Source organism: Pseudogulbenkiania sp. NH8B (assembly GCF_000283535.1).
In the GTDB taxonomy this organism is placed as follows: Bacteria; Pseudomonadota; Gammaproteobacteria; order Burkholderiales; family Chromobacteriaceae; genus Pseudogulbenkiania; species Pseudogulbenkiania ferrooxidans.
Window position 1 is genome coordinate 4,277,084 of the sequence record NC_016002.1, and the last position, 15,526, is coordinate 4,292,609.

The 15,526-nt window shown below is 65.9% G+C and carries 10 protein-coding genes; 7 read left to right on the forward strand and 3 right to left on the reverse strand.

Features of this window, described 5'->3' with window-relative positions:
- The first annotated feature begins 182 nt into the window (after positions 1 to 182).
- The 6 genes from hutU to NH8B_RS19845 all read left to right on the forward strand — a co-directional run bounded on the left by hutU (position 183) and on the right by NH8B_RS19845 (position 10,008).
- Positions 183 to 1,853 carry a urocanate hydratase gene (gene hutU / locus NH8B_RS19820; RefSeq protein WP_014088826.1) on the forward strand — a complete coding sequence of 557 codons (1,671 nt, stop codon included), beginning with the start codon at positions 183 to 185 and terminating at the stop codon, positions 1,851 to 1,853.
- Positions 1,854 to 2,120: 267 nt separating this feature from the next.
- Positions 2,121 to 3,656 (forward strand): histidine ammonia-lyase, encoded by a 1,536-nt coding sequence (gene hutH / locus NH8B_RS19825; protein WP_008955455.1) that lies wholly within the window; start codon positions 2,121 to 2,123, stop codon positions 3,654 to 3,656.
- Between the two features lie 907 nt (positions 3,657 to 4,563).
- On the forward strand, positions 4,564 to 5,616 hold the full coding sequence (locus NH8B_RS19830; RefSeq protein WP_014088827.1) for a LacI family DNA-binding transcriptional regulator: 1,053 nt from the start codon (positions 4,564 to 4,566) through the stop codon (positions 5,614 to 5,616).
- Between the two features lie 310 nt (positions 5,617 to 5,926).
- Positions 5,927 to 7,630, forward strand: a complete 1,704-nt coding sequence (locus NH8B_RS19835) for a PfkB family carbohydrate kinase (protein WP_014088828.1) — start codon at positions 5,927 to 5,929, stop codon at positions 7,628 to 7,630.
- Positions 7,631 to 7,710: 80 nt separating this feature from the next.
- Positions 7,711 to 8,994 (forward strand): MFS transporter, encoded by a 1,284-nt coding sequence (locus NH8B_RS19840; protein ID WP_014088829.1) that lies wholly within the window; start codon positions 7,711 to 7,713, stop codon positions 8,992 to 8,994.
- Positions 8,995 to 9,009: 15 nt separating this feature from the next.
- The gene (locus NH8B_RS19845; protein ID WP_014088830.1) at positions 9,010 to 10,008 is read left to right on the forward strand and encodes a 2-hydroxyacid dehydrogenase; all 999 of its coding nucleotides are present in this window, start codon (positions 9,010 to 9,012) and stop codon (positions 10,006 to 10,008) included.
- A gap of 278 nt (positions 10,009 to 10,286) precedes the next feature.
- Here the strand turns inward: NH8B_RS19845 and NH8B_RS19850 are convergent, their stop codons facing one another.
- On the reverse strand, positions 10,287 to 10,487 hold the full coding sequence (locus NH8B_RS19850) for a DUF1059 domain-containing protein (RefSeq protein ID WP_014088831.1): 201 nt from the start codon (positions 10,485 to 10,487) through the stop codon (positions 10,287 to 10,289).
- A 266-nt stretch (positions 10,488 to 10,753) separates the two neighbouring features.
- Here NH8B_RS19850 and NH8B_RS19855 point away from each other — a divergent pair, with 266 nt between their 5' ends.
- Entirely contained in the window at positions 10,754 to 13,813 is a 3,060-nt protein-coding gene (locus NH8B_RS19855; protein ID WP_232503506.1) for a transglycosylase domain-containing protein, read from the forward strand.
- A 128-nt stretch (positions 13,814 to 13,941) separates the two neighbouring features.
- On the opposite strand, the gene NH8B_RS19860 is transcribed toward NH8B_RS19855, so the two are convergent.
- Together NH8B_RS19860 and NH8B_RS19865 are read right to left on the reverse strand one after the other, a co-directional pair.
- Positions 13,942 to 14,178, reverse strand: a complete 237-nt coding sequence (locus tag NH8B_RS19860) for a hypothetical protein (RefSeq protein WP_008955462.1) — start codon at positions 14,176 to 14,178, stop codon at positions 13,942 to 13,944.
- Between the two features lie 267 nt (positions 14,179 to 14,445).
- Entirely contained in the window at positions 14,446 to 15,465 is a 1,020-nt protein-coding gene (locus tag NH8B_RS19865; RefSeq protein WP_014088834.1) for a porin, read from the reverse strand.
- Positions 15,466 to 15,526 lie beyond the last annotated feature (61 nt).

Sequence of the window (15,526 nt, forward strand, 5' to 3'; positions counted from 1 at the left end):
TCGCCGAAATCGCGATTTTCCACTTGTATAGACAATATGATCTCGCTACACTGAGTCCACTTGTATAGACATTTGCCGATCGCAGAGCAAACCGGGCGCTGACAGAGCGCCCCCGCTGCGATGGACAGCGACCCGTTTCATACCGCGCCTGCCGGAGCAGGCCATTAGGAGGAGTCCCCACCATGACTGACCCGCGCTTTGACGCTTCCCGTGTCATCCACGCCCCCCGCGGCAGCGAAAAGACCTGCAAGAGCTGGCTCACCGAAGCCGCCTACCGCATGATCCAGAACAACCTCGACCCGGAAGTGGCCGAGCACCCGCAGAGCCTGGTGGTGTACGGTGGTATCGGTCGCGCGGCGCGCAACTGGGAGTGCTACGACAAGATTCTGGAAGTGCTGCGTCGTCTGGAAGACGACGAAACCCTGCTGGTGCAGTCCGGCAAGCCGGTGGGCGTGTTCAAGACCCACGCCGACGCCCCGCGCGTGCTGATCGCCAACTCCAATCTGGTGCCGCACTGGGCCAACTGGGACCACTTCAACGAGCTGGATAAGAAGGGCCTGATGATGTACGGCCAGATGACCGCCGGCTCGTGGATCTACATCGGCTCGCAAGGCATCGTGCAGGGCACCTACGAGACCTTCTTCTCGGTCGCCAAGCAGCATTTCGACAACAACCCGAAAGGCCGCTGGATTCTCACCGGCGGTCTGGGCGGCATGGGCGGCGCGCAGCCGCTGGCCGCCACCATGGCCGGCTTCAGCATGATCGCCGTGGAATGCGACGAGACCCGCATCGACTTCCGCCTCAAGACCCGCTACGTCGACCGCAAGGCCACCACGCTGGATGAAGCGCTGGCCATCGTCGAAGACGCCAAGCAATCCGGCAAGGCCGTCTCGGTGGGCCTGCTGGGCAACGCCGCCGACGTCTTCGCCGAACTGGTCGCCCGTGGCATCACCCCGGACGTGGTGACCGACCAGACTTCCGCCCACGACCCGATCAACGGCTACCTGCCGCAGGGCTGGACCATGGAGCAGTGGCGTGCCGCCCGTCAGAACGACCCGCAATCGATCGTGCTGCCGGCCAAGCAGACCATGGCCAAGCAGGTGCAGGCGATGCTGACGCTGCAAAGCCGCGGTGCCGCCACCCTGGACTACGGCAACAACATTCGCCAGATGGCGCTGGAAATGGGCGTCGAGAACGCCTTCGACTTCCCGGGCTTCGTGCCGGCCTACGTCCGTCCGCTGTTCTGCGAGGGCATCGGCCCGTTCCGCTGGGTGGCGCTGTCGGGCGACCCGGAAGACATCTACAAGACCGACGCCAAGGTCAAGGAACTGATCCCGGACGATCCGCACCTGCACAACTGGCTCGACATGGCGCGTGAGCGCATCAGCTTCCAGGGCCTGCCGGCGCGCATCTGCTGGGTCGGCCTGAAAGACCGCGCCCGCCTCGGCCTCGCCTTCAACGAAATGGTGAAGAACGGCGAACTCAAGGCCCCGATCGTGATCGGCCGCGACCACCTCGATTCCGGCTCCGTCGCCAGCCCGAACCGCGAAACCGAAAGCATGCTGGACGGGTCTGATGCAGTATCCGACTGGCCGCTGCTCAACGCGCTCTTGAACACCGCCGGCGGCGCTACCTGGGTGTCGCTGCACCACGGCGGCGGCGTGGGCATGGGCTTCAGCCAGCACTCCGGCGTGGTGATCGTGTGCGACGGCAGCGACGAAGCCGCCAAGCGCGTCGGCCGCGTGCTGCGCAACGACCCGGGCACCGGCGTGATGCGCCACGCCGACGCCGGCTACGACATCGCCAAGAACTGCGCGAAAGCGCAGGGCCTCGACCTGCCGATGTTGAAGTAAGCGTCACGCACACAACCCTTCTGGCGGCGTTGCGCGGCCTTGCCGTACGACTTGTACTGTCTGCGGCCGCGCGCCTAGCCAGAACCGCTACGCTGAGTTGTGTGCGCAACACATTATGCTGAGACCGTAGGATGGGTGAAGGGCTGGCCCCTCACCCGTCACAATGATTGCCCCGTATCGATGGGTTGTGCCGCGCGCCACCCATCCTGCGAATGCACGTTGCGGCCGATACGGACCGCCACGGCAGACAAGACACAAGGAATACCCATGACCACCATCACCATCACCCCGGGCAAGCTGACGCTGGCCCAACTGCGCTTGATCGCCCGCGACGCCTCCGTGCAGCTGGCGCTGGACCCGGCGGCCCACGCCGCCATCGACGCCTCCGCCGCCACCGTGGCGCGCGTGCTGGCCGAAAACCGCACCGTGTACGGCATCAACACCGGCTTCGGCTTGCTGGCCAACACCAAGATCGCCCCGGAAGAACTGGAACTGCTGCAACGCTCTATCGTGCTGTCGCACGCCGCCGGCATTGGCGAGCCGATGAAGGACAGCACCGTGCGCCTGGTGATGGCGCTCAAGATCAACTCGCTGGCGCGCGGCTTCTCCGGCATCCGCCGCCTGGTGCTGGAGGCGATGATCACCCTGTTCAACAAGGGCATCTACCCGGTGATTCCGCAGAAGGGTTCCGTCGGCGCCTCCGGCGACCTGGCCCCGCTGTCGCACATGAGCGCCGTGCTGATCGGCGAAGGCGAAGCCTTCGTGAACGGCCAGCGCGTGCACGGCCGCGAAGCCATGCACGCCGCCGGCCTGGACCCGATCACCCTGGCCCCGAAAGAAGGCCTGGCGCTGCTGAACGGTACCCAGGCGTCGACCGCTTTCGCGCTGGAAGGCCTGTTCGCCGCCGAAGACCTGTACGTCGCCGCCGCCGTGGCCGGTGCCATGTCGGTGGAAGCCGCGCAGGGCAGCCGCCGTCCGTTCGACGACCGCATCCACCAGGTGCGCGGCCACAAGGGCCAGATCGACGCCGCCCGCCAATACCGCGCACTGCTGGGTGATGCCAGCGACATCTCCCACTCGCACGAGAACTGCGGCAAGGTGCAGGACCCGTACTCCCTGCGCTGCCAGCCGCAGGTGATGGGCGCCTGCCTGACCCAGATCCGCCAGTCGTCCGAAGTGCTGCTGACCGAAGCCAACGCCGTCTCCGACAACCCGCTGGTGTTCGCCGACGACAACGACATCATCTCCGGCGGCAACTTCCACGCCGAGCCGGTGGCCTTCGCCGCCGACAACCTGGCGCTGGCCATCGCCGAGATCGGCTCGCTGTCCGAACGCCGCATGGCGCTGTTGATCGACAGCAACCTGTCCAAGCTGCCGCCGTTCCTGGTCAACAACGGCGGGGTGAACTCCGGCTTCATGATCGCCCAGGTGACCTCCGCCGCGCTGGCGTCCGAGAACAAGTCGCTGGCCCACCCTGCCTCGGTGGACAGCCTGCCGACTTCGGCCAACCAGGAAGACCACGTGTCCATGGCTACCTTCGCCGGCCGTCGCCTGCGCGACATGGCCGACAACACCGCCGGCATCCTCGCCGTGGAACTGTTGGCTGCCTGCCAGGGCGTGGACTTCCGCGCCCCGAACAAGGCGGCAGAGCAACTGGAATCCGCCAAGGCGCTGCTGCGCGCCGAAGTGCCGTTCTACGACAAGGACCGCTACTTCGCGCCGGACATCCAGAAAGCAGCCGCGCTGATCCAGCGTGCCGACTACAACCGCTTCGCCATCGACGGGCTGCTGCCGTCGCTGTAAGCCGTCTTTGATCTCATTCCTGTCTGGACCGTCTGGTTCGTTACATGGCCCCGCAAGGGGCCATTTTTTTGTTTGGGGCGCTGATTCAGGCACCAAGCACGTCCGGGCTACTATCAAGGTGGGTGTGAAAGCAGAAGGAATAATAAACGTTGCACAAGCCAATATCCCTTCAAAACCGTTCTGCCGCGCGTACCTGATTTGCCGTAAGCAGCGACCGGTTCCTGATAGAATTGAAGGCCTATCGTTCCTACGCTTGCTAAAGACGTTTTTTCTGACGAGTTGGGATTAAAAACTTCGATTCTTCGAGAATACGGAAAACCGCACGGTCAAGAGCTATCCGGATTATTTGGGCCGTCGAATCAATCCGCACCAGCAAGCCTCGTTCTGGCTGCAGGGTGAGCGGCGTGCAATTTCCATCAGAAATGCCAGCGATGGCACATGGCTTGGGTGAGTGACAGGGTGGTTATCAGCCGCCCGGCCGCGCGATATGTCGGCAATGCCGGCTCACTGCTCATCATTGAGCCAGCGACGGCGTATGTTGTGCACCACAAAAAGGTTAAATCAGGATACAAATCCGCTACCACGCATACACCCTAATGAATCGTTGGCAGGTGAAACCCAATCTTTTGAGACCTGTACGGGATTATCTGGGCCGCCCCCAATCCATCGAGAAAACACACGGAGGGGACGCAATTGAAGAAACTCTATTCCGCCATTTTGCCTTTCCTCCAAACCTGATTTGGCCAATCATCACCATCGTTGCAGCGCGATGAGGGGCAAATGCAAGATGTTTTCATAACCGACCACGGCGCTTGCCGGGTTGGCGAAGGCTATCTTAAAATTATTTGTGATTTTTGCTTCCCGAATCCCTTTTCTAAAAGCCTTCCAGATCCCACCAAACCACCGAATGAAAAGCGCCGACAAGCATCATCGCAATGGATCCCTGCGCGACTCCCGCGCCACCATCATGGACGTGGCGCGCGACGCCGGAGTCTCCAAGACCAGTGTGTCCCGCTATCTGTCCGGCGAGTTCAAGGTCCTGTCGGACGACATCCGCCAGCGCATCGAGGCCTCGATCGCGCGCCTCGGCTACCGCCCGAGCCAGATGGCACGCGGGCTCAAGGGGGGGCGCACACGTCTGATCGGCCTGGTGGTGGCCGACGTGATGAACCCCTATTCGGTGGCCATCCTGCACGGCGCCGAAGCGGTGTGCCAGCAGCATGGCTACACGCTGATGCTGTGCAACACCGGCAACGACGAAGCGCGCGAGAAGCAGGCGCTCACCATGCTGCGCTCGTACGACGTCGAAGGGCTGATCGTGCACTCGCAGGGGCGCCCGAGCCGCTTCATGTACGACCTGCTGGAATCGAACCTGCCGGTGGTGCTGGTGGACCGGCGCGTGTCGGGCATCGAGGTGGACCTTGTCGGCCTCGACAACCGCCAGGCCTGCCGCGTCGCCACCGTGCATCTGATCGAGCGCGGCTTTACCGACATCCTGTACGTGACGCAGCCGATCCGCGCGGTCAGCTCGCGCGAGGAGCGTCATACCGCCTTTCTGGAGACGCTGGCGGCGCGGCCGGACTGCCGCGGCGAAACGCTCGAACTGGCCGCATTGGAAGACGACGCGGCGCTCGACCATGCGCTGGCCGCCTTCATGTCGCGCGCGGGCACCCAGCGCAAGGCCCTGCTGGCCGCCAGCGGCGTCGTCACGCTGCAACTGGTGCTGGCACTGCGCCGGCTCGGCCTCACGGTGCCGCAGCAGGTGGGCCTGCTCGGCTTTGACGAGCTCTCTTGGTCCAAGCTGGTCGAGCCCGGTATCAGCACGCTGGCACAACCGACCGACGAGATCGGCTTTCAGGCCGCCACCCGCCTGCTCCAACGCATCGCCACCCCCGGCCACGACCACCACGAACTGCTGCTGCCTGGCACGCTGATCGAGCGCGGCTCGACCACCGCCTGACCCGGCGCGCATTCCGCGCCGTCTCTCCCGTCCTTGTCGATGACCCCAGCCCCGGCAGCGTCGCCATCCATCGCCATGGAACCGAGTCCATTTTGTGATGCAAAGGACGTGTATCACGCGCAACACTGTCACAGTCATTTTTATCCCGGCGATAAAATTCTTGTTGTTTTGCCGAAGGCTGGTGCTATATTCGCCGTAACAAAATGACAGGAACGATGGCTCGCCTCGGCGCGCCATGTTTTTTCGCTGTTTATGGAACCGGTTCCATAAATCAGTCAGAGACAGCCGAATGCGCAAGAGGAAAACCAATATGCACGCAGTCAACGTGGTGACGTCCGCCTACGGCGCAAGCCTGGTGCAGACGCACGGCCAACAGCATTTCATCGCGCTCGCCGCTGTGGCCGGCGCCGCCGGCATCGAGATCCGGCGCGAGCTCTTCCCCACTACCCCGCCGGAACTCGGCCCGCTTGCCGACGCGCTCGCCCACTCGCATCTGGACGTGGTCTACTCCGCGCCGCTGGAGCTGTTCGGCACGGACGGCCAGCTCGATCTGGCCCGCCTGGATCTGGCACTCGCCGAAGCCGTCGAACTCGGTGCCAGCACGCTCAAGCTGCCGCTCGGCTACTACGGCGCCGGCTCCGATCTCGCCCCGCTCGCGCAGCGCCTGGCCGGCAGCCCGGTCCGCCTGCTGGTGGAAAACGACCAGACCCCCTACGGCGGCACGCTGGCACCGCTCGTGGCCTTCTTTACCGCCTGCCGTGCCGAGGGTGTGCCGGTCGGCATGACCTTCGATATCGGCAACTGGCACTGGACCGGCACCGACCCGCTGGTGGCGGCCGTGGCGCTCGCCCCTTACGTCGATTATCTCCACGGCAAGGGTGTTGAAGCACGTGGCGGCAAGCTGCACGCGGTGCCGCTATCCGAGAGCGATGCCGGCTGGCGCCGGTTGTTTGCGCACTTTCGCGCCGACATCCCGCGCGCGATCGAATTTCCGCTCAGCGGCGGCGACCTGGCCGCGCTCACCGCGCGCTATGTCGCGCTGCTCGCCGAGCCCCAAGCGCCAGACGCGGTCGACACGCTCGACGTGGTCACCTTCGGCGAGGCGATGGCGATGTTCGTGGCCGACGAGCCGGGCGACCTGGCCGCGGTGGCACACTTCAGCCGCCGCCTGGCCGGGGCGGAGACCAACTTCTGCGTCGGCATGGCGCGCCTCGGCTACCGGGTGGGCTGGGTGAGCCGGCTCGGCCAGGATGCGTTCGGCCGCTTCGTGCGCGCCACGCTGGCCGCGGAGGGGGTCGACTGCCGCTGCGTCGCCACCGACTCGCGCTACCCGACCGGCTTTCAGCTCAAGTCACGCGCCGTCGACGGTTCCGACCCCGTCGTCGAATATTTCCGCAAGGGCTCGGCTGCCAGCCGGCTGTCGCGTGCCGACTTCGACCCGGCCTATTTCTCCGCCGCACGCCATTTCCACTGCACCGGCGTGGCGCCGGCGCTGTCCGACGACACCTGGCAATTCGCCCTGCACGCGCTCGATTTCATGCGTGGCGCCGGCAAGACCATCTCGTTCGACCCCAACCTGCGCCCGAGCCTGTGGCCATCCGAAGCCGAGATGATCCGCCGCATCAACGCGCTGGCGGCCAAGGCCGACTGGGTGCTGCCCGGTATCGCCGAAGGACGCCTGCTCACCGGCTGCCGCACCCCGGAGGACATCGCCGCCTTCTACCTCGCACAGGGCGCGCGCCTGGTGGTGATCAAGCTCGGTGCCGAGGGCGCCTACTACCGCAGCGCCTCCGAGCAGGGCTACGTCGCCGCTGTTCCGGTGGACGAGGTGATCGACACGGTCGGCGCCGGCGACGGCTTTGCCGCCGGCGTGGTGAGCGCGCTGCTCGAAGGCCTGCCGCTCGCCGCGGCAGTGGCACGCGGCAATCGGGTCGGCGCCTTCGCGATCCAATCGGTCGGCGACATGGAGGGTTTGCCTACACGCGCCGAGCTCGAGGCGGCCAGCCCCGCCTGACCCAGACACGATTTCAACACACAAGAAAAACGGCTCGAGCCGTCATGTAGCACTACATAAATCATATAAAGGAGACAAACATGGAGTCGCGTACCGCCACCAGCCGCCGCTGGCTATTCGTTCTGCCCATGGTGTTCATCACCTACAGCCTGGCCTACCTCGACCGCGCCAACTACGGCTTCGCCGCCGCCGCGCACATGTCGACCGACCTCAGCATCAGCAAGAGCATGGCCTCGCTGATCGGGGCGCTGTTCTTTCTCGGCTACTTTTTCTTCCAGATACCGGCGGCGTATTACGCGCAGCAGCGCAACGTCAAGAAACTGATCTTCTGGAGCCTGATCCTGTGGGGCGGCTGCGCCACGCTCACCGGCATGGTGCACAACGCTTACTGGCTATTGGCGATCCGCTTCCTGCTCGGCGCGGTCGAGGCGGCGGTGATGCCAGCCATGCTGATTTACCTCAGCAACTGGTTTACCCGCGGCGAGCGCTCGCGCGCCAACACGGTGCTGATCCTCGGCAACCCGGTGACCGTGCTGTGGATGTCGATCCTGTCCGGCTACCTGGTGCAGGCGTTCGGCTGGCGCCTGATGTTCATCATCGAAGGGCTGCCGGCGGTACTCTGGGCCGTGGTATGGGCGCTGACGGCAAAGGAACGTCCCGCTGATGCCAGCTGGCTCGACGAGCAAGAGAAAACCGCGCTCGCCGCCGCGCTGGCGCAGGAGCAGGTCGGGCTCAAGGCGGTGAAGAACTACCGCGAGGCGTTCCGCCAGCCCAAGGTGATCCTGCTGTGTCTGCAGTATTTCTGCTGGAGCATCGGCGTGTACGGCTTCGTGCTGTGGCTGCCGTCGATCCTGCGCGAAGCGTCCAAGCTCGACATGGTGGCCACCGGCTGGCTGTCGGCGCTGCCGTATCTTGCCGCGGTGCTGGCCATGCTGGCGGTCTCGCACTTCTCCGACAAGCTGCGCAACCGCAAGCTGTTCGTGTGGCCGCCGCTGCTGATCGGCGCGCTCGCCTTCCTTGGCTCCTACCTGGCCGGCAGCAGCCACCTGTGGCTCGCCTACGCGCTGCTGACCGTGGCGGGTGCGGCAATGTACGCTCCCTACGGCCCGTTCTTCGCCATCGTGCCGGAAATGCTGCCGAAGAACGTGGCCGGCGGCGCCATGGCGCTGATCAACAGCACCGGCGCACTCGGCGGCTTCCTCGGCTCCTACCTGGTGGGCTACCTGAACAGCGCCACCGGCAGCCCGGACGCTTCCTACATCTTCATGGCGGGCTCGCTGTTCGTGTCCGCGCTGGTCACCCTGCTGGTGCGCCCCGAGGCGCAGCCGGACATCGTGGTGGCCGCCCGCCATGCCAACCCCTGAGACGGAATGCTTGCCATGAAAAAACGTGTAGTCGCCTACAAGAAACTGCCGCCGGCGCTGCTGGCGCGGTTGGCCGAACAGTTCGAGGTGATCGGCTTCGACGGCGTCAACGATAGCAACCGCGCCGCCTTTGCCGAGGCGGTCGCCGGGGCGCACGGGCTGATCGGCTCCAGCGTCAGGATCGACGCGGCGCTGCTCGACCCGGCACGCGAGCTCGAGGTGATCTCGACCATTTCGGTCGGCTACGACACCTTCGACGTCGACTACCTGACCCGGCGCGGCATCCTGCTCGCCAACACGCCGGACGTGCTGACCGAGACCACCGCCGACACCCTGTTCGCGCTGATCCTGGCGACGGCGCGGCGCGTGGTGGAACTGGCCGAATTCGTCAAGGCCGGCCACTGGCAGCGTAGCATCGGCCCGGCGCATTTCGGCGTGGACGTGCACCACAAGACGCTCGGCCTGATCGGCCTCGGCCGCATCGGCCAGGCGGTGGCGCGGCGCGCTAACCTGGGCTTCGGCATGAACGTGCTCTATTACAGCCGCCATGCCGTGCCGGAGGCGGAAGCGGCCTACGGCGCGCGCCGCGTCGGGCTGAACGAGCTTTATGCCAGCGCCGACTTCGTGTGCGTGGTGCTGCCGCTGACGGCGGAAACGGACAAGCTGATCGACGCCGATGCCTTCGCCCGCATGCGTCCGGAAACCATCTTCATCAACGGCTCGCGCGGGCCCATCGTGGACGAGGCCGCGCTGATCCAGGCGCTCAAGAGCGGCGCCATCCACGGCGCCGGCCTCGACGTGTTCGAGCGCGAACCGCTGCCGGCCGATTCGCCCTTGCTGCAGTTGCCGAATGTGGTGGCGCTGCCGCACATCGGCTCGGCCACGCACGAAACCCGCTTCGCCATGGCCGAGATGGCGGTCGATAATTTGATTGCCGGCCTGAATGGACAGCGCCCCCGGGCTGTGGTGAACCCGTCGTCCCGGCCCTTTGCCACCTTGGGGGAAGCCAGATGATGACCTTGGGCGTTTCTTAACCGGGTCTGCGCTTGTCTCGGGCTACGGTGAACAGGCCACCAATGTCTCATCGATCAAACCGGCGGCGGCCTGAAACCTTGGCGGCTCGCGCCATCAGGATAGGAGTGGTGCCGGTTCGGTTATGGCTGACAGCAACCAAGCCGGCAGTCCGCTAGGTTAGACATGGGCGCCACTCCCGACGGCCGGCCCGGCCGGCTGCACCAACGACAACGGCTCCCGCGGGAGCCGTTGTCGTTGCCTAGTGTCCGGGCGGCGTTTCAGTGTGACACCTCGACGTGTTCTTCCTTGAACATCTGGCGCAATTGCTCGCGCAGCTGCGGGCTATCCTGGTAACCGTGCACCGCGACCGCGTGCTGCACTGCGGCGCTCAACAGCTCGTCCTCGCTGTCCGCGGCGATCGACACGGTGCATTGCGGGGTACCCGGATGCTCCCGGCAGTCTATGAATTTCCTGGCCATGGTCCGTTCCTTTGCCCCCCTGGGGACGTGCGCGTCATCCTGGTGGCGACACCCCTGCTGCTGCGAATCGATTTTCACCTGTTTGCACCTGATTTATAGCACTTTTCCCATCTTCTCCCGCCTCTGCTGCGTGTCGGGGTGGCCTTTGGGCGCAAAGAGGCGAATAGTGTAGATAAGCGGAGCGGGACGATCGTGTCTGGAGAAATCTGCGCAGGGAGTAGCCTACTATGAAAGAAAAGGATTCAGAGGCAGGAAAGGGGGAGCTTATGTCGAATGGCATGAATCCTGCGCTGCGCGGGGTAAGAGCCGTCATCCGTCGTCCCTGGGTGATCGTGGCCTTGGTGGTGCTGGCGTTGATCGCCGTCGCCGCCTACCTGATCTCCGAGGAAGTCACCAGTTCGCGTTGGCAGGCGCGCTTCCTGAGCGAACTGAACCATCGCCTCACCTTCAAGCTCCAGCCCGGAGCGGCGCCCGCGCGCGAGCTGCGCTATCCCAAGACCGGGCCGTACGACCAGCTGCTGGGCTATACCGCGCTGCCAGGCTTCCTGCAGCGGCTGCAAGGCCAGGGCTATGTCGTGGAGCAGCAGGCGCGCATGTCGCTCAGCCAGCGCGAGCTGATCGACTTCGGGCTGTACCCGAGCTACCGCGAGAAGATGCAAGCCGGCCTCAACGTGTCCGACTGCAGCGGCGAGCCGCTGTTTGCGGCGCGCTACCCGGAACGCACCTACCACAGCTTCGAGTCCATTCCGCCGATCCTGATGCAGTCGCTGCTGTTCATCGAGAACCGCGAGCTGCTCGACGACCGCAACCCGACGCGCAACCCGGCGGTGGACTGGGGACGCTTCTCCAAGGCGGTGATCGAGCGGGTGCAGAGCGTCTTCATGTCCGACGTCGATACCTCCGGCGGCAGCACGCTCGCCACCCAGATCGAGAAGTACCGCCATTCCGAGGGCGGGCGTACCGGCAGTCCCAAGGACAAGCTGCGGCAGATGGCTTCGGCCTCGGTGCGCGCCTACCGCAACGGCGAGGACACCACGGCCGAGCGCCGCCAGATCGCGCTGAACTACGTCAATACCGTGCCGCTCAGTGCCAAGAGCGGCTACGGCGCGGTCAACGGCCTGGGCGACGGGCTGTGGGCTTGGTACGGCCGCGACATGGCCGACGTCAACCGGCTGCTGGCCGGCGACACCACGGCGCCGCTGGCCGAGCGCGCGCTGGCCTACAAGCAGGCGCTGAGCCTGATGATCGCGCAGCGTCGCCCGTCGTATTACCTGAGCGGTTCGCCGCAGCCCTTGGAGGAGCTCACCGACAGCTACCTGCGCCTGCTCGCCTCGGCCGGCGTGATCGCGCCGGCCTGGCGCGACGCGGCGCTGGCCCAGCCGCTCGCGCTGCGCGCGGGGGCGATCAGCGCGCCGCCGGTGTCGTTCCTCGAGCGCAAGGCCGCCAACGCCACGCGCACCCGCATCGCCGGCCTGCTCGGCTTGCCGCGCCTGTACGATCTGGACCACCTCGACCTGAGCGCCCAGAGCACGCTGGATCAGCCGCTGCAGCAGGTGGCGAGCACCACGCTGTACGGCCTGCGCGACCCGGACAAGGCGCGCGACGCCGGCCTGATTGCGCCGCGCTTGCTCGATACCGGCGACCCGGCCAAGGTCATCTACAGCTTCACGCTGTTCGAGCGCACGCCGGGGGTCAACCTGGTGCGGGTGCAGACCGACAACTACGACCAGCCTTTCGACATCAACCGCGGCACCAAGCTCGACCTGGGCTCCACCGCCAAGCTGCGCACCCTGGTGAGCTACCTGGAAATCGTCGCCGGGCTGCACCAGCGTTACGTCGGGATGAGCCCGGAGGAGTTGAAGAAAGTCCCGGTGGCGGAGCTCGACTTCATCACGCGCTGGGCGGTCGACTACCTGAAAACGGCGCAGGACCGCAGCCTCAAGGCGATGCTGGAAGGGGCGATGGAGCGCAAGTATTCGGCCAACCCTGGCGAGGCGTTCTTCACCGGCGGCGGTATTCACACCTTCGTCAACTTCAACCCGCTCGACAACTACCGCATCCTCACGGTGCGCGAGGGCCTGCGCAATTCGGTCAACCTGGTGTTCGTGCGCCTGATGCGCGACGTGGTGCGCCATTACATGTACCAGGTGCCGGGCTCCAGCACCATGCTGCTGTCCGATCCCAACGACCCGCGCCGCATGGTTTACCTGCAGCGCTTCGCCGACCGCGAGGGAAAGGTGTACCTGCACGGCTTCTGGCAGAAATACCACGGCAAGAGCCCGGCCGAGGCCGAGGAGCTGCTGGTGCAGGGCATCCGGCCGAGCCCGGTGCGGCTGGCGGTGATCTACCGCTCGCTGCATCCCGAGGCCGGGGTGGACGCCTTCCGCCGCTTCCTGACGACGCACCTGCCCAACTCGTCGCTGGACGACAAGGACATCGCCAAGCTCTACGCCAACTACGCGATCGATCGCTTCAACCTCAACGACCGCGGCTACCTGGCCCGGGTGCACCCGCTGGAACTGTGGCTGCTGGGCTACCTGGCGCGCGAACCCAAGGCCACGCTGTCGCAGGCGCTCGCGGCGAGCCGCGAGCAGCGCCAGGAGGTGTACGGCTGGCTGTTCAAGTCGCACAACAAGGTCGGGCAGGACCGGCGTATCCGCCAGCTGCTGGAAGAAGACGCCTTCCGCGAGATCCACAAGGGCTGGAAACGGCTGGGCTATCCGTTCGATTCGCTGGTGCCGTCCTACGCCACCACGCTCGGCGCGTCGGCCGACCGGCCGGCGGCGCTGGCCGAACTGATGGGGGTGCTGGTGAACGATGGCGTCCGCCAGCCCAGCATCCTGATCGACCGCCTGCACTTCGCCGCCGACACCCCGTACGAAGTGGCGCTGGCGTACCGGCGCAGCCAGGGCGAACGGCTGCTGCCGGTGGAAGTGGCGCAGGTGGCGCGCGAGGCGCTGACCGAGGTGGTCGAGCAGGGCACCGCCGCCCGGCTCAAGGGCGCCTTCACCGCCCAGGACGGCACGCCGCTGCCGGTGGGCGGCAAGACCGGGACCGGCGACCACCGCTTCGACACCTTCGGCAGGGGCGGGGTGCTGTTGTCGTCACGCGTGGTGAGCCGCTCGGGCACCTTCGTGTTCTTCATCGGCGACCGCTACTTCGGCACCCTGACCGCCTACGTGGAGGGACCGGAAGCCGCCAAGTACGGCTTCACCAGCGGCCTGCCGGTGCAGATCATGAAGGTGCTGGCGCCGACGCTGACCCGGCTCACCGGGCTCAACGTGCCGCTCGGTCAGTCGCCGGCCTGCCGCCACGCACCGGCCTGAACGGAGCAAGGCCTGGCTTGAGGCGGGGCGTGGAGTTGCGGGGGATGGCCGGGCGCCGTGCGGGCAGCTATTCCATCGGCGCAGGACGCCGGCGCAGCGCCACGGCGCTCGTCACGGGCAAGCGGCGTTTAGCCGGCCTGTTTGGCTTGCTGGTATTTTTCCTCGGCATCGCGCAGGCACAGGTCCTTGCGGTATTGACTCATGTTGTCGCAATCCAGCTTGGTCGAAATGTAGATCTCGGTAGCCTGTTGCAGGCTGGTGGCGGGCTTGCCCTGTTCTTGCTGCGGCTGGGCCGGGCTGGCGGCCAGTGCCGGCCCGGCGAGCAGGGCGGCGGAGACGAGGGCGGCGGATACATACCTGATCATGATCGGACTCCTTGTTGTTGTGACGGCCATCGGGCGCAAGACACGCCGTGACGCCACGAGCGGCGGGCGGCGTAGACCATCCGGTGCCCCGAGAGCCATTCTCATTATTGACCCGATTTTCTGCCAAATCAGGGAGAGATTGTGAAGGAGACCTCTCATGCTGTCGCGCCAGCAGGCGGGTGCCGCGGAGAGGGGAAAACGGCCGCAGAGGGCGGCCGGGAAGGAGGCCGCAGGAGCCGGCGGCCGAGGTGAGCGCGTGCTCGGAACTCAGAACTCGGTGTGCAGCCCGATCACCAGTTCGCTGCTGGCGCGCTCGTCGGTACTGACCTTGCTGTGCAGGTACTCGGCGAGCAGCGCGGTGCGCTTGGACAGGTTGTAGCTGGTGCCCAGTACGAACTCGTTGCGCTTCTGGTCGGAAACGTACTTGTAATTGTCGGTGTGGGTGACCGAGAGGCGCAGCGCAAACCGGTCCGGCTTGTACTCGGCGTGCAGCGCCACGCTCTTCATGGCCGCTGGATCGGCCGGCACCACCAGGGAGGAGCCGGCCAGGGCGCCGGCGGTGGCCGACAGCGTGGCGTGGTTGTACTCCAGGCCCATGGTCAGCCCGTAGAACGGGGTCAGCTTGCCGGACATCACCCAGTCGGTGGCGTGGCCGACGGCGCTGTAGGCCCCGGCCGCGCCATTGACCAGGTCCTGGCGGCTGTAGCCGGCGTGCAGGCCGTAGTTGGCGCCTTCGTAGTTGCCCCCGAGCGCCCAGGCGTTGCCGGCCGCGCTGCCGTTGCCTTTTTCGCCGGCCGCCCAGCTGGCGGCGGCGTTGAAGTGGCCGAACTTCGGCGTTTCGTACTTGATCGCGCCCTTCTGGCCGCCGGCGTCGCCCAGCCCCAGCACGCCGCCGATGCCGCGGTCCGCGCCGTGGTCGCCGACGTCGTAGAAGTTGGCGCCGTAGTAGTTGTCGCCGTAGGCGTTGACGCCGTGGCCGAGCTTGACCGCGCCGAACGCGCCGGAGAGGCCGACGAAGGTATCGCCGGAGGCGAAGGTGTCGCCGGACTGGCCGCCGTCCAGGTGCACGTTGTTGTTCATCTGCCAGATCGCCTTCATGCCGTCGCCCAGGTCCTCGCTGCCGACGAAGTCGATTTCCGAGCCGAAGTCCTTGACGCCGTTCACATGGGTGCCGTCGACGTTGCTCTTGCGTTGCAGGCCGCCTTCCATTTTGCCAATGAGGCTGACGTCGGCGTACGCGGTGGCGGACAGACCGGCCAGTGCCACGATCAGGTAGTTCAGTTTCATGTCTCCATTCCCTCTCTGCTGGTGATAGACGGCGGTCGGCCTTCCTTGCCGTGCAATGGGC